Source organism: Microbacterium sp. NPDC058021, from assembly GCF_042885955.1.
Lineage (GTDB): Bacteria > Actinomycetota > Actinomycetes > Actinomycetales > Microbacteriaceae > Microbacterium.
In genome coordinates, this window is the sequence record NZ_JBHVRF010000003.1 from 381,530 (window position 1) to 402,423 (window position 20,894).

A 20,894-nucleotide genomic window follows, 5' to 3' on the forward strand; every position below is an offset into this window, starting at 1 on the left:
GTCAGGCCGCGAACGCCCACAGCAGCAGCGCGCCGTAGGCGACCGACGTCAGCGACGTCACCCCGAGGGCCACCACCAGCTCCCGCGGGGCACGGTAGGTCCAGACGATCAGGATGGCCGCGGCGGCGGGGATGAGCGCCAGCAGCGACAGCCACGCGATCGGGTAGAGCAGCGCCAGGAGCCCGGCGATGGCGAACGGCACGAGCAGGAACACGGTGAACAGCACCTGCGTGGCGCGCTTGCCGATGCGCACCGTCAGGGTGCGCTTGCCGGCGACGCGGTCCTGGTCGATGTCGCGCAGGTTGTTCGCCAGCAGCACGGCGCACGCCAGCAGCCCCGCGCCCACCGCACCCAGCCAGGCCTCCTGCGGCACCACGCCCACCTGCACGAATGTCGTGCCGACGGTGGCGACGAGCCCGAAGAAGACGAAGACGAACAGCTCTCCCAGCCCCGCGTAACCGTAGGGCCGCTTGCCGCCGGTGTAGAACCAGGCCGCGACGATGCAGACCAGTCCCACCGCCAGCATCCACCAGTGCTGTGTGCGGATGACGATGCCCAGGCCCGCGACGGCGGCGATGCCGAAGAACGCCAGTGCGACGATGAGCACGGTGCGCGGCTGCGCCTTGCGTGACGCGGTCAGGCGCGCGGGGCCCACACGGTGGTCGTCGGTGCCGCGGATGCCGTCGCTGTAGTCGTTGGCGTAATTCACGCCGATCTGGAGCGCGACGGCCACGACCAGGCAGGCCAGCGCGAGCACCCAGTGCAGTTCGCGGTCCACCAGCAGCGCCGCGCCGGTGCCGATGAGCACCGGCGTCACCGCGAGCGGCAGGGTGCGCAGTCGCGCCGCGCCGATCCAGTCCCGCAGCGTCGCCTTCTGAGGCGCCACCGGGCCGCGCGCGACCGTCGCCTTCTGCGGGTTGCCGCGGGGCGTGCGGTTCGATGCCGACGTCGAGCGCTTCTTGCGGGTGCGTGCTGCCACGAGCAGTCAGTTTAGGCGGTCGCCGTCGGGGCCGTGGACGGCCGGTGTGCGCTGACGGGTCAATGCCGCCGGGCGTGGTCAGTGCGCGAGATCGCGCACCGCACGGCGGATCGCCTCGCGGTCGGGCTTGCCGCTGGTGAGGGTCGCGAGCTCATCCACCAGCACGAGCTGCGACGGACGGGCGTGCGGACCGATCGCTGCGGCGACCGCGTCGCGGGCCGCGTCGAGCCGATCGGCTTCGCTGCGGCGCAGCGCCTCGCCACGGGCGGCGACGATGACCGACGCCTCGCCCCACCGCTCGTCGGGAACGGCGACGACGACGGCGCCCGCGAGCCCCGGGACGTCGCGAACGATCTGCTCCACCCGGTCCAGCGACACGTTGATGCCGCCGGAGACGATGACGTTGTCCAGTCGCCCCCGCACGCGCAGCACCCCGCCGGCGAGGAGGCCGGCGTCGCCCGTGCGGTACCAGCGGGTGCCGTCGCTGTCGCGGGGGAAGGCCGCGGCGGTGCGCTCGGGCTCGTCGAGGTACCCGTCGGCGAGGATGGGGCCGGTCACCTGCACCTCGCCTTCGACGATGCGCAGTCGCACCCCGTCCAGCGGCACGCCGTCATAGACGCAGCCGCCACTGGTCTCGGTGGATCCGTAGGTGCGCACGATCCGCGCGCCGGCGGTCTGCGCCCGCTCGAGGGTCGCCGGCGGCAGGGCCTGCCCGCCCACGAGGATCGCCTCGAACGAGCGCAGCGCCGCGGCCACGGCGCCGTCGTGCTCGGCGGCGTCGAGGAGCTTCGTCAACTGTGCGGGCACGAGAGAGGTGTAGCTCGCGACGCGCTCGCCGTGCTCAGTGGACAGCATCATGAGGGATGCCGCGGCGAAGGCCTGCGGCGTGAACGCGCCGGACAGCACGGCGGGTTCCCGACCGGAGACGATCGCGCGCACGAGAACCTGCAGCCCGGCGACGTACGACGCCGGGAGCGCCAGCAGCCACGCACCCTCGCCGATGCGCGCCGCGGTCGCCATGGCGCCGGCGGTCAGGGCGCTGCGGCTGAGGACGACCGACTTCGGCACGCCGGTCGACCCCGACGTCGTCACGACGACGGCGGTGCCGGCATCGACCACGCGCGGCGCCGACTCGACCATGCCGAGCCCGAGTGCGGGACCGGTGCCGTGGATCGCGGCCCGCAGCCCCCGGAGCACCTCGCGGGGATCCTCGCCCGAGACCGCTTCGAGCTTCATCGTCGCCTCAGTAGTGCCAGGGGTAGGGCGACCAGTCGGGATCGCGCTTCTCGAGGAACGAGTCGCGCCCCTCGACGGCCTCGTCGGTGCCGTAGGCCAGACGCGTCGCCTCACCGGCGAACACCTGCTGGCCGACCAGGCCGTCATCGACGGCGTTGAAGGCGAACTTCAGCATGCGGATGGCGGTGGGCGACTTGGTCAGGATCGTCTGCGCCATCGCGATCGCCTCGCGCTCGAGGTCGGCGTGCGGGACGACGCGGTTGACCGCCCCCATCTCGTACGCCCGATCGGCGGAGTACTCCTCGGCGAGGAAGAACACCTCGCGGGCGATCTTCTGCCCCACCTGGCGAGCCATGTACGCCGAGCCGTATCCGGCGTCGAACGAGCCGACATCGGCATCGGTCTGCTTGAAGCGGCCCTGCTCACGCGAGGCGATCGACATGTCGCAGACGACATGCAGCGAGTGCCCGCCGCCGGCAGCCCACCCCGGGATCACCGCGATCACGACCTTCGGCATGAACCGGATGAGCCGCTGCACCTCGAGGATGTGCAGCCGCCCCGATCGGGCGGGGTCGGGCACGAACGCCTCGTCGCCCTCGTACTTGTAGCCGTCGCGGCCGCGGATGCGCTGGTCGCCGCCCGAGCAGAACGCCCACCCGCCATCCTTGGGGCTCGGTCCGTTGCCGGTGAGCAGCACCACGCCGATGCGGGAGTCCTGCCGTGCGATGTCCAGTGCCCGGTACAGCTCGTCGACGGTGTGCGGACGGAAGGCGTTGCGCACCTCGGGCCGATCGAACGCGATGCGCGCGATGCGTCCGTCGCCGGACACGTGCGCGGTGATGTCGGTGTAGGCATCGGCGCCGGGCGCCGGCTGCCACATCGTCGGATCGAACAGCTCGGAGACCATGCCTCCAGCCTATTCCCGGCCGCCGCGGTCGTCAGGCCCGACGGCGGTCAGGCGTCGTTCTTGCGATCGCGCCACCGCAGCCAGCGCTCGATGAGCTCCTCGTCACGGCCGCGCAGCTCTTGGAGACGATGAGCCCGCCAACAATCCTGGAAGGTCGTGGTCAAGTTCTGATCGTCGATCGAGCAATTAGTCACTCAGCAGTGAGACGAAAAAGCACCATAAAAATGCGGCTACAGCGTGGTAGCTTGCAAAAAGCTGGGCAACTAGGAAGCAAGAAGGAGACTGATGACCAGCAAGTACTCGATTCCAAGTCTCGATTTCGGCTCCGAGCTCGTGGGAACCCTGTTCGAGATCGAGCGCCTGCGCGCGGACATCGGAACAGGCACCACGCCCGCCGACACCTATGTCGAGCTTCATCGACTCTTCGACCTGGTCATGAGCGTGGTGTCAGCTCGAATCGAGGGCAACCACACGACGGTCTACGATGCACTCGACCAGATCGACACCGCCACCAGGACGGGCGAAGACCACCTCCGCGAAATCTCCAACATCGCGGAGACCGCGCGGTTCATCGATCAGCTGGAAGCAGACGCGCCGCTCACGCACTCGTTCATTCGTGAGTTGCACAAACGAACGGTCGGCGGACTCATGCGAGAGGGCGATCCCACTCCGGGGGCGTACCGCAAACAGGAGGTGGCGATCTCCAACTCTGCCCACACGCCGCCAACCTGGGTGACTGTGCATGCGGAGATGACTTCTCTGCTTGACTTCGCGAACGAGAACCGCCCGATGCATGAGCAGATGTTGCAGATTGCGATCGCGCACCATCGCTTCGTGTGGATCCACCCCTTCCGCAACGGCAACGGCCGAGTCTCGCGTCTGCTCACCTACGCGATGCTCCGCAAAACCATCTTCGCGACTCGTGGTCACAGCGCTTTGAACCCAACTGCGGTGTTCGGCAACAATCGGGATGCATACATTTCGGCGCTTGAGCGCGCCGACGGACTCACCGACTCCGGGACGGTCGCGTGGGCGGAGTTCTTCGTGCGCGGCATCCGCGACGACGTCGCCCGGCTGGTCCAACTCCAGCAGCACGACTTCGTCACCGATCAGCTCGTTGGGCCAGCGCTCGACTCCCTACGGCGTGATGGACTGGTCTCTTCGGAGGAAGCGGCTGCTCTACGCAGAACGCTCGAGCTGGGCGTCGTCAAGGCTGGCGACCTCGAGCACGTTATCCCGGGGTCGGCGTCACATCGATCGAGGTCGATTCGCGCCCTGCTTGACCGTGGGCTTCTCCAGCAAGCCGAAGAAGGGCCTCGGTTCTATCGGCTGTCGCTCTCCCGGGGGCCACTCGCTCCGCGTCTCATTCGTCGGCTCGACACGCTTGGGTACCTCCCGAAGATGCTGGCTGACGACTGAGTCGTCGACCGCCGCAGTTGGCCTCCGCCGCGCGAGGTCACTTCTCTACAAGAGGCTGCGGCCTGAATCGAGCCTTGAATCACACCTTTCCGGTCAGGCGTCGTTCTTGCGATCGCGCCAGCGCAGCCAGCGCTCAATGAGCGCGTAGTCCCAGTCCGGCCCCTGGAAGCCGAGCGTGTACAGACGCACGCCCGCGCTGTAGAGGGCATCGGCGAAGTCCTCGTCGCGGTCCTTCAGCTCGTTCGAGATGATCAGCCCGTCCGCGGGGCGCTCTTCGACGTCGGCCCACTTCTGGATGACCGAGAGCTTGTGGGGCAGCTCGTCGGGGCCGACGAAGCTGTGCCAGATGTCGGCGTGACGAGCCACCAGACGCAGCGTCTTCTGCTCGCCCTTGCCGCCGATCATCACGGGGATGCGGCGGGTGGGCTGCGGGTTGAGCTTCTCCCAGCGCCGCTCGATGCGCTCGAGCCCTCGCTCGAGGTCGCGCAGCCGCGAGCCGGGCGTGCCGAACTCGTATCCGTACTCCTGGTAGTCCCGCTCGAACCAGCCGGCGCCGGTGCCGAAGATGAACCGGCCGGTGCCGCCCTTTGCGGAGATGTGGTCGATCGTGCGGGCCATGTCGGCCTGCAGGTCGGCGTTGCGGTAGCTGTTGCAGTTGACCAGCGCCCCGAACTCGACACGCTCGGTCTGCTCCGCCCATGCGGCGAGCATGGTCCACGACTCGAAGTGCATCCCGTCGGGGTCTCCCGACAGCGGGAAGAAGTGGTCCCAGTTGAACAGGATGTCCACCCCCATCTCCTCCAGCCGCAGCACGGCGTCGCGGAAGGCGGGGTACGCAGCGTGCTGGGGCTGCAGTTGGATGCCGAGGCGCACGGGGGTGTCGATGAGAGGCATGGGGATCAGCCTAGGGGCGCCGCGCGCGCGGGATCGAACAGGCCGCCGGTGAGCGCGAGCAGCACGACCGGCAGCGCCCACGCCAGCGCGAGCAGGGAGCTCGCGATCGCGCTGCCCATCCCCCATCGCCCGACGATCCGCGCCCGCAGGGTCACGAAGGCACCGGCGGGCAGCGCCTGGTCGGCGTCGCCGCGCGGCAGCTGCTTCCGTCGCCCGGCGTCACCGAGCGCGGCGGGCCTTGAGGAAAGCGTCGATGGTGTCCCACAGGGCGACGCCGACGGCACCGAAGCCCAGCAGCAGCGTGAGGATCGTCATGACGGTCTGCGCGGACTCGGCCGGCAGAAGAGCCGGGAACACAGCAGGGTTGAGCAGCTCGTCACGCGTCAGCAGGTACAGCAGCGGCACCACGAACGCGATGTTCAGCGCGGCGTTCGCCGCCGCTGCGGCCGGCGTCCACCGCCCCTGCAGGTAGACCCAGACGGCGAGCGCGATCTCGAGGGCGATCAGGACGAACAGCCCCAGGATCCAGCCCGGCCAGAGCGCCGGCGCGAGGGCGGGCATCCAGCCGTCCCCCTCGGCGAGGTAGGCCAGTCCCACGAACCGGTCCCACACCACCGCCCCGGCGGCCAGCAGCAGGAAGATGAGGCTCGCGATGAGGTCTGACAGTCCCGCACCCCGCTCCTTCTTCTCCGGCAGCTGATCCAGGGTCCAGCCTGCGCCGAGGGCGATGTCCTTACCGCCGACGTTGCGCTCGATGATGAAGAACACCAGGGCGGTCCAGAAGCCGATGTTGACGATCACGGAGATCACGACCGGCACGATCGCGCCGATGACCTCGCCGATGCCCGCCCCCGCGAGCATCTGGGCCAGGGCGACACCGAACGCGGCGCAGGCGGGCACGATGGCCCAGAGCAGCTTCGTCAGCCGCCACCAGGTGAGGTAGTACCGCGGGCCGATGAGCCAGAGCGGCCGGTCGGTGTACTGGGCGGCGAGCGCATCGGGGTCACCGAGGCCGGTGAGCACGGCGCGCTCGGCCTCGTCTGCGGGGTCGCCGGCCGCGATGCGGGCATCGATCTGGTCTTCGATCGACGCGCGCAGCTCGGCGGCGAGGTCGGGACGCTGCTTCTCCGGCACGGTGCGCATCGCGGTCTCGACGTAGCGGTCGGTGAGAGTTGCGGTGACGTTCATCGTCAGTTCTCCTCGGGGAGGGCGGCGATCGCGTCGGCGATCGCCGTGAAGTCGTCGGTGAGGGCGCCGGCCAGTCGTCGACCGGCGGCGGTGGTGCGGTAGAACTTGCGAGGCCGGGCCTCGTCGGTGTTCCACTCGCTCGTGAGGTGCCCCTGCTTCTCCAAGCGGCGCAGCAGCGGATACAGCGTGTTGGCGTCGGTGTCGAAGCCGCGCCGGTTGAGTTCCTCCAGCAGCCCGTAGCCGTAGCCCGGATCCCGCAGCAGGCGGAGACACGCGAGCACGATCGTGCCGCGCCGCAGCTCCTGCAGGTGCGTCTCGAGGGCTTCCGTCTCGCTCATGCTTCACACTGTACTGTGCGTCACACACTATTGTCCATCACAATTCTCGCGAGCGCTCGCGCGGCACCGACGGCCGGCCGACGATCGGGCCAGGATGAAGGGGTGACCCCTCTCCCCCCGCTCCCGGAACTGCTCGACGGCGCCGTCGTGGTCGCCCTGCCGCTGGCCACCCGCTTCCGCGGCGTGGACGTGCGCGAGGCGGTGCTGCTGCGCGGACCGGCCGGCTGGACCGAGTTCTCCCCGTTCGCCGAGTACGACGACACCGAGGCGGCCACCTGGCTGGCCGGGGCGATCGACTTCGGCTGGCGGGACTCCCCCGCGCCGCTGCGCGACCGCGTGCCGGTGAACGCCACCATGCCCGCCGTGGCGGCGAGCCGCGTCGACGAGGTGCTCGCCCGGTTCGACGGATGCCGCACCGTCAAGGTCAAGGTCGCCGAACCCGGCCAGACGCTCGCCGACGACGTCGCGCGCGTGCGCGCCGTGCGTCAGGCGCTCGGCCCCGAGGGCCGCGTGCGCCTCGACGCCAACGGCGCGTGGAACGTCGACGAGGCCGAGCACGCCGTGCACGCGCTGGCCGAGTACGACCTCGAGTACGTCGAGCAGCCCTGCGCGAGCGTCCCCGAGCTCGTGGAACTGCGCAGCCGCATCCGCTACATGGGCATCCCCATCGCCGCCGACGAGAGCGTGCGCAAAGCCGCGGATCCGCTCGCGGTGGCGCGAGCAGGCGCGGCGGACATCGTGGTGGTCAAGGCGCAGCCGCTGGGCGGCGTGCACCGCGCCCTCGAGATCGTCGCGGAGGCGGGCCTGCCGGCGGTCGTCTCCAGTGCCCTCGACACCTCGATCGGCCTGTCGATGGGGGTCGCCCTCGCGGCCGCGCTGCCGCAGCTCGACTTCGACTGCGGGCTGGGGACGGCCGCGCTGTTCACCGGCGACATCACCGCGCCGGCACTCTCGCCCGAGGGCGGATCGCTCCCCATCGGCCGCGTCGAGCCGGAGGCCGATGCCCTGGCGGCCCACGCGGCATCCGCCGATCGACGCGCCTGGTGGCTCGACCGCGTCGCGCGCTGCCACGCGCTGCTCGCGCAGGTCAGCTGAGCGGCGGATCCACCAGCGCGGTCGCGAGGCGCTCGGCGCGCCCATGGAGCATCTCGCCGGCCTCCTCCTTGCCGAGGCCCAGCAACGCCGCTCGCGCGCTCGTGTCGTCGGCGACTTCCACGAACAGGCGAGCCACCTCCTCGGCGGGCAGCCGCAGCCGTAGCCCGTAGACGTCGACGAGGCCCGACACGATCTCGGCGATGCGTGCGATGAGACCGTCCTGCCACGCGAGGTAGGCCGCAGCCATCTGCGGGTCGCGCAGCGCCTGCGCGCGGATCTCGCTGACGAGGGCGGGGTCCATGTCGTCGAGCGACAGGCCGACGACCCGTCGCACCAGCTCGGTGGGATCCGGCGGCACCTCGCCCGCCTCCAACTCGTGCACGCGGCTCTCGACCTCTTCGAGCTTGCCCTCCGCCAACCGGGCGACGAGGGCGAGGAACAGTTCGTTCTTCGAGGCGAAGTTGGAGTAGAAGGCTCCTCGGGTGAACCCGGCGCGCTCGCACACCGCTTCGACCGACGCTCCGTCCAGGCCCACCTCGGCGAACACCTCGAGGGCGGCATCCATGAGCCGACCGCGGGTGTTCTCGCGGCTGCGTGTGGTCGGTCGCATCCTGATTCACCCCGTTCCCCGTCTTCACATGAACCGCTCAGGCTCGCGGTCTCTGCGGCAATTACGATACACCTACGTATTGGATACACCGCTGTATCGAAACCTCCGACGACGATCCGAAGGCTGCCGTGTCCACTCTGCTGTTCTCCCTGGGCCGCTGGTCGTACCGTCACCCCTGGCGGGTGCTGGTGTCGTGGCTGCTGCTGCTGGCGCTCGCCGGTGCCGGTGCCGGCCTGTTCATGAAGGGGACGGACAACGCGTTCTCGATCCCCGGCACCGAGGCGCAGGAGGGCATCGCACTGCTCGAACGCACCTTCCCGCAGGCCAGCGGCACGAGCGCGCAGATCATCGTCGTCGCCGCCGACGGGGCCGAGGTCACCGACGCCCCCTACGCGGATGCCATCGACGACACCCTCACCGAACTCGCCGACCTCGACGGCGTACTGGCGGTGACGAGCCCGTTCGACGAGATGATCACGGGCCTCGTGTCCGACGACGGTCGAGCCGCGATCATGACGCTGCAGTTCGACGGGCAGGCGACGTCGGTGTCGCCCGCGACCACCGACGCGCTCGGGGAGATCACCGACGAGTTGCGCGCCGCGCTGCCCGCGGAGGCTCAGGTGGCGCTGGGCGGCGACCTGTTCGCCGCGTCGATCCCGGCGCTGTCGCTCATCGAGGCGGTGGGCGTGCTCATCGCCCTGTTCGTGCTGATCGTCACCTTCCGCTCGTTCGTGGTCGCCTGGTTCCCCCTCGTCAGCGCCCTCATCGGCGTGGGGCTCGCGATCGCGCTCATCTACGCGGCGACCGCGTTCGCGTCGATCTCCTCCACGACGCCGATGCTGGCGATCATGCTGGGGCTGGCGGTCGGCATCGACTACGCCCTGTTCATCGTCGCGCGGCATCAGGATCAGGTGCGAGACGGCGTGGAACCGGAGGAGTCCGCCGCCCGCGCGACGGGCACGGCCGGCTCGGCCGTCGTCTTCGCCGGCGTCACGGTGCTCATCGCGCTCATCGGGCTCTCGTTCGCCGGCATCCCGTTCCTCACCACGATGGGCATCGGTGCCGCAGTGGCGGTCGCCATCGCCGTGGCGGTGGCCGTCACCCTCACCCCCGCGCTCCTGGGCTTCGCCAAGGGCCGGGTCGCCGGCTGGCCGCGTCGCACGCGCCGCACGCGCGCCGGCCGCCCCGCCCGCACCCGCCGCGGGTTCGCCCACGGCTGGGTGACCGCCGTCACCCGCCACCCGGTGCTGACGACCGTCGCCGTCATCGTGGGCCTCGGCGTCGTGGCGATCCCTGCGGCATCCCTCACCCTCGCCCTTCCCAACGCCGGCGTGCAGCCGACGTCGAGCCAGGCGCGCCAGGCGTACGACCTCACCGCCGAGCACTTCGGGGTCGGTGAGAACGGTCCGCTGATCCTCACGGGGACGATCGTCACCTCCACCGACCCGCTCACCCTCATGCAGGACCTGGGCGACGAGGTCGCGGCCATCCCGGGTGTGAAGGACGTAGTGCTGGCCACCCCGAACGAGACCGCCGACACCGGCCTCATCCAGCTGATCCCCGAGACCGGGCCCGACGATCCCGCCACCGCCGACCTCGTGCGGGAGCTGCGCGCCCAGCACGATCGCTTCCTCGAGGAGTACGGCGTCGACCTGAAGGTCACCGGGTACACCGCCGTCGGCATCGACATCTCCGACCGCCTGGGTGCGGCGCTCGTGCCGTTCGGCATCTTCGTCGTCGGGCTCTCGCTCGTGCTGCTGGCGATCGTCTTCCGCTCGATCTGGGTGCCGCTGACCGCCGCCGCCGGCTACCTGCTCTCGGTGGCCGCCTCGTTCGGTGTCGTGGCCGCCGTGTTCGAATGGGGCTGGTTCGCCGACCTCCTCCACGTCACCCGCGTGGGACCGGTGATCAGCTTCATGCCGATCATCCTCATGGGTGTGCTCTTCGGCCTCGCGATGGACTACCAGGTCTTCCTCGTGTCCCGCATGCGCGAGGACTATGTTCACGCCCGGCGGGCGCGTGGGGGCCGGGACGACCGGCACACCGCCATCGCCGCCGTGCGCTCCGGCTTCACCGCGTCTGCCCGCGTCGTGACGGCCGCCGCGGTCATCATGCTCGCGGTGTTCGCGGCGTTCGTCCCCGAGGGCGATTCGTCCATCAAACCGATCGCGCTGGGCCTGGCCGCCGGCATCGCCGTGGACGCGTTCCTCGTGCGCATGACGCTGGTGCCGGCGGTCATGGCGCTGCTGGGCGAGAAGGCGTGGTGGATGCCGCGGTGGCTCGACCGCTCGCTCCCGCACTTCGACATCGAGGGCGAGGCGGTGGAGCGCGAGCTCGCCACCGCGAACTGGCCCGAACGCCCCGCCGCCGTCGCCGGCGAGGACGTGGCCCTGCACGCGACCGACCGTGACGGGACGCAGCGCACCGTGTTCGCCGAGGCCTCGTTCCACCTCGACGACGGCGGCACGCTGCTCGTCGACGCCGACGACCGCGCCGCCGCCCGCGCGTTCGTGCTCATGGTCGCCGGCCGGGTCGCCCCCGACGCGGGCCTGCTCCGTGTCGCCGGGCACCTGCTTCCCGGCCGCGGGGCGTGGGTGCGCTCGCACGTCGGGGTAGCGCTCCTCGACGGCGCGCCCGACGCCGGCGCGGAGCTGCGCCGCGCCCTCGCCGGGTCGCCGCGCGTGGTCGCGATCGACGGGCTCGACCTGCTTTCCCCCGCCGAGGCCGGCGCCGCCGCCGCGATCCTGCGTGACGCGGCATCCGCCCTCTCGGCCCGCTCGGGCGACCCGCGGTCCACACTGACCGTCGTCGCGTCCGGTCGCCCCGGCGGCACTGCCGCCGCGGTGCTCGCCGACGCGCGCGGCACCGGCATCAGCACGCTCCACCTGCACGACCGGCCGATCGGTGACAGCACCTCCCCCGCGCACACCGTCACGGCAGAAAGCGAGGTGAACGCATGACGTTCCCCATCGAGCGCGCCCGTTCGCGCGGCCCCATCACCTGGCGCACCCTGCTCGGCGTGCTGCTGCTGCCCGCCCTCATCGGCGGCATCCTCGTCGCGGCTCTGTACAACCCCGTCGAGCGACTCGACGCGCTCAACGTCGCCGTCGTCAACGACGACGAGCCTGTGACGATCGACGGTCAGATGGTGCCGCTGGGCCGCCAGCTCATCGCGGGCCTGGTCGAGGGCAGCGACGACACCCCCAGCAACCCGACGTGGACGATCACCAACACCGACGACGCACGCTCGGGCCTCGCCGACGGCGACTACACCGCCGTCGTGACGATCCCGGAGGGTTTCTCCGCGGCCGCCACGTCGACCGCGCCCGGGCAGACGCCCGAGCAGGCGACGATCACGGTGACCACCGCCCCCGACAACCTCGTCGTCGACGACGCCATCACGGCGCAGGTCACCCGCGCGGCGGCGGCGCTCATGGGCAGCCAGCTGTCGCAGGTCTACCTGGAGAACGTGTTCCTGGGGTTCACGACCCTCGGCGACCAGCTGGGCGAGGCGGCCGACGGCGCCGCTGAGCTCGCCGACGGTGCGCAGTCCGCCGCGACCGGAGCGGTGAGCCTCGCCGACGGCATCCGTCAGCTCGCCACCGGGTCCGACGGAATCGCCACGGGTGCACAGGGTCTCGCCGACGGGGCGGCCGGTCTCGCCGGCGGCGCCACGACGGCCGCGAACGGCCTGCGCGAATGGGCGGGCGGCGCCACGACGCTCGCCGACGGATCTGCGCAGATCACCGCCGCCCTCGGCGCCATCGCCGGACAATTCCCCACCGAGGCGCAGGTGCCGCAGGAACTCATCGATGCCGCCAACGCGATCGCCGCCGACAGCACCGCGATCTCGCAGCAGCTCACCGACTCCGCCGCGCAGCTGCGGATCCTCGCCGACCAGTGCACGGCCACCGGCACCCCCGAACTCTGCGCCGACATCACCGCTGCGGCCGAAGCCGCCGAGAACTCCCTCCCCACCGCGCTCGCGCTCGTCGGGCAGGCGGGCACGATCGCTGTGGGACTCGACGGGCTCAACCAGCTGCCGGCGCTCGGCGCGGGGCTCGGCGAGCTGGCTCGCCAGTCCGGGCAGCTCACCGGCGGCATCCAGGCCCTCGCCGGGGGCGCTCAGCAGGCCGCCGGCGGCGTGCAGCAGCTCGCGGCCGGTGCCGGCGAGCTCTCGTCCGGTGCCGGCCAGTTGGCGGGCGGCGCGAACGAGCTGGCCTCCGGCGCGACGGCAGCCGCCGACGGCGGCACGGAGCTGGCTGACGGTGCCGGCCAGCTGGCCTCCGGGGTGGACACCCTGGCGGAGGGCATCGGCACAGCGGCCGATTCACTGCCGTCCTACACCGACGAGACGGCAGCCGATCTCGCCTCGGTCGTGGCCGACCCGGTCGCGACTGCGGGCGTGGGCACCGACCTGTTCGGTGCGACCGCGGTGCCGCTGCTGGTGACCCTCGCCCTGTGGTTCGGCGGTCTCGGCTCGTTCGTGGTGCTGCGCGCCGTGTCGTCGCACGCCCTCACCTCGCGCCGCCCGTCGGCGCTGCTCGCGCTGCGGTCGCTGACCCCGGCTGCCGTGATCGGCGCGGCCCAGGGCGTGCTCGTGGCCGCGGTCGTGCAGTTCGCGGCGGGGTACGACTGGGCCGACTGGTCGCTGTTCGCGCTCGTGTGCGTGGTCGCGGGCGTCGCGTTCGCCGCCGTCAACCAGGCGCTCGTGGCCGTGTTCGGCGGCGCCGGACGCTGGATCGCCGCCCTGGTGGGCGTGCTCGCGATCGCCACCGGCATCGTCTCGACGGTGCCCGGGGTGCTCACCTCGATCGCCGCCCTGCTGCCGACCGGGCCCGCCTCGAACGCGCTGGTCGGTGCGCTCACCGCCGCGGGCGGCGTGGGTGCCGGGGTGCTCGGCCTCGTGTTCTGGGGCGCGCTGGCGTTCATCGCGACGACCGTGGCCGTCGCCCGCCGGCGCACCACGTCGGCGCGGCAGGTGCTGGCCGTCGCCTGAGCGAGGGGGCCGGCGCCGGCCGGCATCCCCTCCCCGCCGCAGGAAGACTCACCGCAACAGGACGATGCCCCACGGAACGACCTGTTCCGGTGAGATCACCTGTTCTGGTGAGATTCCCCGCGGGTCACTCCAGGCCGCTGTAGGCGTGCAGCCCCTTGAAGAACTGGTTCACGATCGTGAAGTTGAAGATGACGGTCGCGAAGCCGATGATCGACAGCCACGCCGACCGCGTGCCCCGCCACCCGCGCGTCGCGCGGGCGTGGATGTAGCCCGCGTAGAGCACCCAGATGACGAAGGTCCACACTTCCTTCGTGTCGAAGCCCCAGTAACGGCCCCACGCGTCGTTGGCCCAGATGGAGCCGGCGATGAGGGTGAAGGTCCAGAAGATGAAGCCGATGATCGCGAAGCGGTACGCCAGCGACTCCAGCGCGTCGGCGCCGGGGAGGATGCGCAGGAACCCCGAACGGGCGGGGCGCGAGACGGCGGCATCGACGGCAACCGTCGCGGCGGCGCGGGCGCGGGTCTCACGACGTGCCTGGAACAGCTGCAGCACCGACAGCGCGAACGCGAGGGCGAAGAACGCCGTGGAGAGCGATGCCACGAACACGTGGATCACGAGCCACACGCTCTTGAGCGGATCCATCAGCGGCTGCACCTCGACGTAGTACGCCAGGGTCGCCCCTCCCAACAGCACCACGACGAGCCCCGTGATGAAGGCGCCGAGGAAGCGCAGGTCGTAGCGGAACAGCACACCGAGGTATACCGCGACGATGAGCATCGTGCCCGTCAGCGCGAACTCGTACATGTTGGCCCACGGCACGCGCTCGGCGGCGATGCCGCGCAGCACGTCGGCGGCGACGTGGAACAGGAAGGCGAGCCAGGTCAGCGCCGTGGCGATGCGTGCCCACAGGTAGCGCGCGCGCTGGCCCGGACGCGCGTCGAGTGCGGCAGCGGATGCCGCTTCCTGCGCGCGCAGGTCGCTGAGGCCCTCGCCGTTCGCGACGCCGCCGGCGCCGACGAGTTCGCGCACGCGCTCGTCCTGTGCCTTGATGGCCTGGTCCGAACGGCGGGCGAGGTCGACGGCGTAGGCGATGAACGCGAGGGCGTAGATGACGATGGCCGTCCACACCAGCAGCACGGAGACGTCGTCGAGCGAGAGCGCTTCGGTGGCAGGCATGGCATCCAGTCTACGTCGGGCGCGTCGCGCCGATTCGGGGCGGCGGAGCGCGGTTCATGGGGGCGGCGGCGCCGCGGAAGTGCGCCGCCGCGGGGTCAGTCGGTGGCGCGCAGGCGCGCTTCGAGGGCGTCGCCGTGGCGGCGGGCGACGTCGTCGACGGCCGCGCGCAGCGTCGGATCCTCACCGCGGGCGAGGCCCGCGTATTCGAGCCGCACCGTCTTCCCGGCGACGGTCGCCTTCACCCACATGCGCCGGCGCGGCACGAAGAGGGCGACGAGCAGACCGAGCGTCGCGAGCACGGCGAACAGCAGCACCCACGGGGCGCCGACGTCGCGGTGGATCGACAGCGACGCGAAGCGGGGAACCGATTCGGCGTAGCCGTCCGCCCCGGCGGGCGACGCGTTCTCGAACGTGATCGTGCCGAGCCCGTCCGGCAGATCCGCGGTCTCGCCGGGGGCGAGCTCGATCGAATCGACGTCGACGGCGCGGCCGGTGAGCTGATCCATGCCCTCCGGGTCGAGCGTGTAGACCGAGCGCGGCGTGCCGTCATCGATGCCGAGGTCCCCGGCGTAGACGTCGAGGGTGAGCACGGGATTGACGAGGTCGGGGTAGACCGATGTGAGCGCCCCGGTCGAGAGGGTCGCGGCCGTCGGGTAGAAGAAGCCGATGAGGCCCAGCTGCTCGGGCATCCCGTCGGTGATCTTGACGACGCCGAGGGAGGTCATGCTCGCGTCCTGCGGCAGGAACGGCACCGACTCGCTGAAGACGACGAGTCCCTCCGCATCGCGCACCGTCAGGGTCGGCGCGTAGCCGTTGCCCATCAGGTAGATGCGGTCGCCCTCGAGGTCGAGCGGGTGGTTGACCCGCACCTCGCCGGCCTTCTCCTCCTGCCCCGGCACCCGGGTGGTCAGGATCGCGGCGAAATCGCCCGCCTGTCCCGCCCCCTGCTCGCCGGCGGGGATGTAGCTGACCTGGAACTCGTCGAGGGTCATCGAGTACGGCGGCAGCGTCTCGGTGTCGACGAAGCGACCGGGGTTGAACGAGGAGTAGTCGGCGAGGGTGTTGACGAAGCTCTGCCCCTCCACCAGCACGTCCTGCCCGGTGTAGGTGTAGCCCCCTCCGACGCCCACGGCGATGAGCACGCCCACGAGCGACGCGTGGAAGACGAGGTTGCCGGTCTCACGCAGGTACCCGCGCTCGGCCGACACCGAGAACGTGCCCCGGCCGTCGTAGCGCTCCACGCGGTAACCGGCGCGGCGCAGCTGATCGGCGGCGAGGTCGACGGCCTCGGCGGCGGTGGCCTCGGCATCCGCCCCCTCCGGCAGCTGCACGACCGCTTCGGTGTGGTCATCCAGGCGCGCGAGGCGCGCGGGAGTGCGCGGCGGACGCGACCGCATCGCCTTCCAGTGGTGCTTGGTGCGCGGGATCACGCAGCCGATCAGCGAGACGAACAGCAGCAGGTAGATCGCCGAGAACCACGGCGACGCGTACACGTCGAACAGGCTCAGGCTGTCGAGGATCGGGTACAGGTCGGGGTTGTCGCTCTTGTACTGGGTGACGCCGTTGGGGTCGGCCGTGCGCTGCGGCACGATGGAGCCGGGGATCGCGGCGATCGCGAGCAGCAACAGCAGCACGACGGCCGTGCGCATGCTCGTCAGCTGTCGCCAGCCCCAGCGCAGCCAGCCGACGAACCCGAGGGTGGGCTGACGGATGCCATCGGGCGCGTCGCCGTCGGCGTGGTCGGTCGGGCGCAGCGGGCCGTCGATCGGCTCCGCGGGCGTGGTTCGGTCAGAGCGGGAGCTGGACACTGCCGATCACCGCCCCGAGCCGCGACATGAGATCGGTCCAGACGCCTGTGACCATGAGCAGTCCGAGTGCGATGAGCAGCACCCCTCCGGTGATGTTGATGGCGCGGATGTGGCGCTTGAAGAAGGCGACCGACCGCGTCGCCCAGCCGAAGCCGATGGCGAGCAGGATGAATGGAACGCCCAGGCCGATCGAGTAGGCCACCCCGAGGATGCCGGCACGCACCGGGTCGCCCTGGTTGATCGAGATCGCGAGGATCGCCGTCATGGTCGGGCCGATGCACGGGGCCCAGCCGACGCCCATCGCGACGCCGAGCAGCGGAGCCCCGACAAGACCGAGGTTCTCGCGCATGCGCGGGCGGAAACTGCGCTGGGCGACGCCGAACACGCCGATGAACACGAGCCCCAGCAGGATCACGACGACGCCGAGGACCCGGGTGATGGGGTCCTGATACTGGATGAACAGCTGGCCGAACGTGCCCCCGAGCACGAAGATCGTCACGAACACCGCGGTGAACCCGGCGATGAACAGCAGCACGCCCCACAGCAGCCGCGAGCGGTTCTTCGTGCGCGTGCCGCCGGTGCGCTCGGGGACGGCGCCGCCGAGGAAGCCCAGGTAACCCGGGACGAGCGGCAGCACGCAGGGTGAGAGGAACGACACGAGACCGGCGAGCACCGCGATCGGGATCGCGAGCCACAGCGCGCCGTCGAAGACGATCGCGAAGGGGTTCACGACGTCTCCGCGCGCACGTCGGCCACGATCGTGGTGAGGATCGATGCGTCCTGCAGCTGACCGATGATGCGCGCGGCCAACCGGCCCTGCGCGTCGAGCACGAGGGTCGTCGGCACCGCCTGGAGCGAGGTCACCTCGGCGAAGGCGAGCTTGAGGTCGGGGTCGCGGTGGGCGAGCACCGACGGGTAGGTGATGCCGTAGGTGCGGTCGAAGGATGCCGCGGTGGCGGCCTCGTCGTAGATGTTGACGCCGAGGAACGAGACGTCCTCGTCGGCGAACTCCTCGTTCGCCTCCTGCAGGTACGGCGCCTCGGCGCGGCACGGGCCGCAGCCGGCGTACCAGAAGTTGACGACCACGACGTCGCCGGCCAGATCGTCGCTGGAGATCGTGCCGCCGTCCACAGCGGTGCCGGAGAAGACGATCGGCTCCTCGCGCTCGTCGGGAGCGATCTCGCTCGTGGCGAAGTCGCGGGAGACGAACCCGGAGGTGTCCCCCTCGCGGTAGGCGTCGACGAGGTCGTCGTTCTCACCGGTGCAGGCGGCGAGACCGGCCGTCAGCGCCACCGCGACCAGGGCAGCGGCGACCGACCGCACGCGGCGGCGACGATTCGGGTCACGTGACATCAGACCGCTCCCACATCCACGGCGCCCGACAGGGTCGCCGGCTCCACATACGCGACCTCCGACCAGGTCCCGTCCTCGGCGAGGGTGAAGCTCGTGATGCTCGACAGGGCGCACCGACGCTGCGTGGGGTTGTGCCGCATCAGGGCACCGGTGACGGCCAGGTGGGTCACCCAGATCGGCAGCTGGTGCGACACGATCACCCCGTCGCCGGACTCGGTGGCATCCCACGCGTCGCGCATCGCGGCATCCATGCGGGCCACGACCTGCAGGTAGGGCTCGCCCCAGCTGGGCAGGTCGGGGGCACGCAGGTGACGCCAGTTGACCGGGTTGGCGAGGGCCCGCTTCATGCGGCGACCCTCGAAGACGTTGGTGGGCTCGATCACGCGCTCGTCGATCTGCGGCTCGAGCCCGAACAGCTCGGTGAACGGTTCCGACGACTCGCGGGTGCGCTGCAGCGGCGAGCAGACGAGGCTCCCGACGGGTCTCTCGAGCGACTGGATGTACTCGGCTGCCTGGCGCGCCATGCGGCGGCCGTCGACACTCAACCCGAAGCCGGGGAGTCGCCCGTAGAGCACGCGCGCGGGGTTGTGGACCTCGCCGTGGCGCACGAGGTGGAGGCGATCGGCAGGCACCCGGCAAGTCTACGGGGGTCGGATCTGTGCACGCGCTGAGCGTGCGGGGATCTCAGGCGGCGTCGGCGTCCGGGGTGCGGGCGTCCAGTAGCGCCCGGATGCGGGCGTAGAGGAACCAGGCCACACCCACCGCCACGGCGATGATCACGACGTATTGCAGCACATCGGCATACGCCTCGACGACGTGCCACGACTCGCCCAGGAAGAACCCGGCCAGCACGAAGATGCTGTTCCAGATCGCACTTCCCGCAAGCGTCAGCAGACCGAACCGCCACACCGGCATGCGGGCGACGCCGGCCGGGATGGAGATGAGGCTTCGGAAGATCGGGATCATGCGCCCGAAGAACACGGCCTTGCCGCCGTGCTTGGCGAACCACGCGATGGTGCGGTCGATGTCCTCGGGATGCAGCAGCGGCACCTTCGCGGCGATCGCCCGCAGCCGGCCGGCACCGAGCCACGCGCCGAGGCCGTAGAGCAGGAACGCTCCGACCACCGATCCGGCGGTCGTCCACAGCAGCGCTTCGAACAGGGTGAATCCGCCGCGGCTGGCCGCCAGGCCCGCCATCGGCAGGATGGCCTCGCTGGGCAGCGGCGGGAAGAGGCTCTCCAGCGCGATCGCCGCCCCCGCGCCGACGGGGCCGATGGTGTCCATCAGCGACACCGTCCAATCCGCCAGTGCGGTCAGCCAGGAGCCGTCCGAGGCGTCGGAGGCGGCGGCGGCAATCGTCACGGCGGCGAGCGTCATCTCTCCACGCTAGGGAAGGCGGTGCCGGGAAACCTGGGCGAAGCCCGTACGCGTCGGCCGGGATTCCGCGAAAGCCTCCCGCACGTAGACTGGTCGATCGTGAGTGAACGCGTTCTCGTCCAGCAGCTTCAGGGTCTCCCCGATGGGCCCGTCACGGTGTCCGGATGGGTGGAGACCGTCCGCGACCAGAAGAAGGTGCAGTTCGTCATCCTGCGGGATGAGACCGGCGCCGTGCAGCTGGTCAATCCCGCCACGCGCCCGGCCGCCGATCCCGAGGCGGCGGCAGAGCAGGATGCCGCAGCGCTGGCGCTGACCTCGCTCATCTCCGAGCTGACCACCGGCACCTTCCTCACCGTCACCGGTGAGCTCAAGCACGACGAGCGCGTCAAGCTCGGCGGCGTCGAGATCAAGATCGGCACGCTCGACGTGGCATCCGCCGCCCTGCCGGAGACCCCCATCGCCGCCGACAGCGGCATGGACAAGCGCATGGACTGGCGCTTCCTGGACCTCCGCCAGCGTCGCAACAACCTCATCTTCCGCGTGCAGACCACCCTCGAGCACGCGATGCGGTCGTACTGGATCGAGCGCGACTACATCGAGATCCACACCCCCAAGCTCATGGCATCCGCCTCGGAGTCCAACGCCGAGCTGTTCGAGGTGCCCTACTTCGAGGACAAGACGGCCTACCTCGCGCAGTCGCCGCAGTTCTACAAGCAGATGGCGCAGGTCGCCGGCTTCGGCAAGATCTTCGAGATCGCCCCCGCCTTCCGCGCCGACCCGTCGTTCACGAGCCGTCACGCGACCGAGTTCACCTCGATCGACGCCGAGATCAGCTGGATCGACTCGCACGAGGACGTCGCGGCGATGCAGGAGGAACTGCTGGCCACCGCCATCCAGGCGGTCAAGGACAAGCACGGCGACGAGATCCAGGAACTGTTCGGGATCGACGTGCAGGTGCCGCAGCTGCCGTTCCCGCGCATCCCGCTGGCCGAGGCCCGCGAGATCGTCAAGGCACGCGGATACGACATCCCCCGCACCGACGGCGACCTCGACCCCGAGGGCGAGCGTCAGATCTCCGCCTACGTCGAGGAGACCTACGGACACCAGTTCGTCTTCATCACCGACTACCACCCCGAGATCCGTGCGTTCTACCACATGCGCGACGAGGAGACCGGGCTGACGAAGTCGTACGACCTGCTGTTCAAGGGCGTGGAGATCACCACCGGCGCGCAGCGCGAGCACCGCGTGGATGTGCTGATCGAGCAGGCCCGCGAGAAGGGTCTGGAGCCGGAGCACCTCGACTTCTACTTCGACTTCTTCCGCTTCGGCGCCCCGCCGCACGGCGGTTTCGGCATGGGCCTTGCCCGCGTGATGATGCTGCTGCTGGGTCAGGACTCGATCCGCGAGGTCACCTACCTCTTCCGCGGCCCCACCCGCCTGGCCCCGTAGGCCGGCCCGCCGCGCCGCGGCGCCGGCCCGGCCCGGCCCCCGGTCCGTGAGACCACAGCTGGCGG

The 20,894-nt window shown here is 70.8% G+C and carries 19 protein-coding genes; 5 read left to right on the top strand and 14 right to left on the bottom strand.

Translation table 11 applies throughout. The features are described 5' to 3' along the window. Window position 1: 1 nt before the first annotated feature. From ACFVR6_RS08700 to ACFVR6_RS08710, 3 genes are all read right to left on the bottom strand, one after another. Window positions 2-979, bottom strand: a complete 978-nt coding sequence (locus tag ACFVR6_RS08700; protein ID WP_386961355.1) for a 1,4-dihydroxy-2-naphthoate polyprenyltransferase — start codon at window positions 977-979, stop codon at window positions 2-4. 78 nt (window positions 980-1,057) lie between these two features. Continuing rightward, window positions 1,058-2,215, bottom strand: a complete 1,158-nt coding sequence (locus tag ACFVR6_RS08705; RefSeq protein ID WP_386961358.1) for an AMP-binding protein — start codon at window positions 2,213-2,215, stop codon at window positions 1,058-1,060. Between the two features lie 7 nt (window positions 2,216-2,222). Continuing rightward, window positions 2,223-3,122 (bottom strand): 1,4-dihydroxy-2-naphthoyl-CoA synthase, encoded by a 900-nt coding sequence (locus ACFVR6_RS08710; protein ID WP_386961361.1) that lies wholly within the window; start codon window positions 3,120-3,122, stop codon window positions 2,223-2,225. Between the two features lie 285 nt (window positions 3,123-3,407). Between ACFVR6_RS08710 and ACFVR6_RS08715 the strand changes: the two genes are divergently transcribed. Next, on the top strand, window positions 3,408-4,541 hold the full coding sequence (locus ACFVR6_RS08715; RefSeq protein WP_386961364.1) for a Fic family protein: 1,134 nt from the start codon (window positions 3,408-3,410) through the stop codon (window positions 4,539-4,541). Window positions 4,542-4,634: 93 nt separating this feature from the next. Here ACFVR6_RS08715 and ACFVR6_RS08720 read toward each other — a convergent pair whose 3' ends face one another. The 4 genes from ACFVR6_RS08720 to ACFVR6_RS08735 form a co-directional block, all read right to left on the bottom strand. Then, window positions 4,635-5,435 carry an LLM class F420-dependent oxidoreductase gene (locus ACFVR6_RS08720; protein ID WP_386961367.1) on the bottom strand — a complete coding sequence of 267 codons (801 nt, stop codon included), beginning with the start codon at window positions 5,433-5,435 and terminating at the stop codon, window positions 4,635-4,637. A gap of 5 nt (window positions 5,436-5,440) precedes the next feature. Beyond that, window positions 5,441-5,590 carry a hypothetical protein gene (locus ACFVR6_RS08725; protein ID WP_386961370.1) on the bottom strand — a complete coding sequence of 50 codons (150 nt, stop codon included), beginning with the start codon at window positions 5,588-5,590 and terminating at the stop codon, window positions 5,441-5,443. A 64-nt stretch (window positions 5,591-5,654) separates the two neighbouring features. Continuing rightward, entirely contained in the window at window positions 5,655-6,623 is a 969-nt protein-coding gene (locus ACFVR6_RS08730) for a permease prefix domain 1-containing protein (protein ID WP_386961373.1), read from the bottom strand. A 2-nt stretch (window positions 6,624-6,625) separates the two neighbouring features. Next, complete coding sequence (locus ACFVR6_RS08735; protein ID WP_386961375.1) at window positions 6,626-6,961, bottom strand: PadR family transcriptional regulator; 336 nt, start codon at window positions 6,959-6,961, stop codon at window positions 6,626-6,628. 102 nt (window positions 6,962-7,063) lie between these two features. On the opposite strand from ACFVR6_RS08735, the gene ACFVR6_RS08740 reads away from it, so the two are divergent. Continuing rightward, complete coding sequence (locus tag ACFVR6_RS08740; RefSeq protein ID WP_386961378.1) at window positions 7,064-8,056, top strand: o-succinylbenzoate synthase; 993 nt, start codon at window positions 7,064-7,066, stop codon at window positions 8,054-8,056. Here ACFVR6_RS08740 and ACFVR6_RS08745 read toward each other — a convergent pair. Beyond that, window positions 8,049-8,666, bottom strand: a complete 618-nt coding sequence (locus ACFVR6_RS08745; protein WP_386961381.1) for a TetR/AcrR family transcriptional regulator — start codon at window positions 8,664-8,666, stop codon at window positions 8,049-8,051. The genes ACFVR6_RS08740 and ACFVR6_RS08745 overlap by 8 nt on opposite strands. A gap of 128 nt (window positions 8,667-8,794) precedes the next feature. Between ACFVR6_RS08745 and ACFVR6_RS08750 the strand changes: the two genes are divergently transcribed. Both ACFVR6_RS08750 and ACFVR6_RS08755 read left to right on the top strand, forming a co-directional pair. Continuing rightward, window positions 8,795-11,626, top strand: a complete 2,832-nt coding sequence (locus ACFVR6_RS08750; RefSeq protein ID WP_386961384.1) for an MMPL family transporter — start codon at window positions 8,795-8,797, stop codon at window positions 11,624-11,626. After that, entirely contained in the window at window positions 11,623-13,665 is a 2,043-nt protein-coding gene (locus ACFVR6_RS08755; protein ID WP_386961387.1) for a YhgE/Pip domain-containing protein, read from the top strand. The genes ACFVR6_RS08750 and ACFVR6_RS08755 overlap by 4 nt, the downstream gene beginning before the upstream one ends. 124 nt (window positions 13,666-13,789) lie before the next feature. Here ACFVR6_RS08755 and ccsB read toward each other — a convergent pair whose 3' ends face one another. The 6 genes from ccsB to ACFVR6_RS08785 form a co-directional block, all read right to left on the bottom strand. Further along, window positions 13,790-14,842 carry a c-type cytochrome biogenesis protein CcsB gene (ccsB, locus tag ACFVR6_RS08760; RefSeq protein ID WP_386961390.1) on the bottom strand — a complete coding sequence of 351 codons (1,053 nt, stop codon included), beginning with the start codon at window positions 14,840-14,842 and terminating at the stop codon, window positions 13,790-13,792. A gap of 95 nt (window positions 14,843-14,937) precedes the next feature. Then, entirely contained in the window at window positions 14,938-16,650 is a 1,713-nt protein-coding gene (locus ACFVR6_RS08765) for a cytochrome c biogenesis protein ResB (protein ID WP_386961392.1), read from the bottom strand. After that, window positions 16,631-17,380, bottom strand: a complete 750-nt coding sequence (locus ACFVR6_RS08770) for a cytochrome c biogenesis CcdA family protein (protein WP_386961395.1) — start codon at window positions 17,378-17,380, stop codon at window positions 16,631-16,633. The genes ACFVR6_RS08765 and ACFVR6_RS08770 overlap by 20 nt, the downstream gene beginning before the upstream one ends. Beyond that, window positions 17,377-18,003: a TlpA family protein disulfide reductase gene (locus ACFVR6_RS08775; RefSeq protein WP_386961398.1), complete on the bottom strand. Its 627-nt coding sequence runs from the start codon at window positions 18,001-18,003 to the stop codon at window positions 17,377-17,379. The genes ACFVR6_RS08770 and ACFVR6_RS08775 overlap by 4 nt, the downstream gene beginning before the upstream one ends. Next, the gene (locus ACFVR6_RS08780) at window positions 18,003-18,635 is read right to left on the bottom strand and encodes a histidine phosphatase family protein (RefSeq protein WP_386961401.1); all 633 of its coding nucleotides are present in this window, start codon (window positions 18,633-18,635) and stop codon (window positions 18,003-18,005) included. Before ACFVR6_RS08780 ends, ACFVR6_RS08775 begins: the two co-directional genes overlap by 1 nt. Before the next feature lie 52 nt (window positions 18,636-18,687). After that, the gene (locus ACFVR6_RS08785) at window positions 18,688-19,380 is read right to left on the bottom strand and encodes a DedA family protein (protein ID WP_386961404.1); all 693 of its coding nucleotides are present in this window, start codon (window positions 19,378-19,380) and stop codon (window positions 18,688-18,690) included. A gap of 99 nt (window positions 19,381-19,479) precedes the next feature. Between ACFVR6_RS08785 and aspS the strand changes: the two genes are divergently transcribed. Further along, on the top strand, window positions 19,480-20,829 hold the full coding sequence (gene aspS / locus ACFVR6_RS08790) for an aspartate--tRNA(Asn) ligase (protein WP_386961406.1): 1,350 nt from the start codon (window positions 19,480-19,482) through the stop codon (window positions 20,827-20,829). Window positions 20,830-20,894 lie beyond the last annotated feature (65 nt).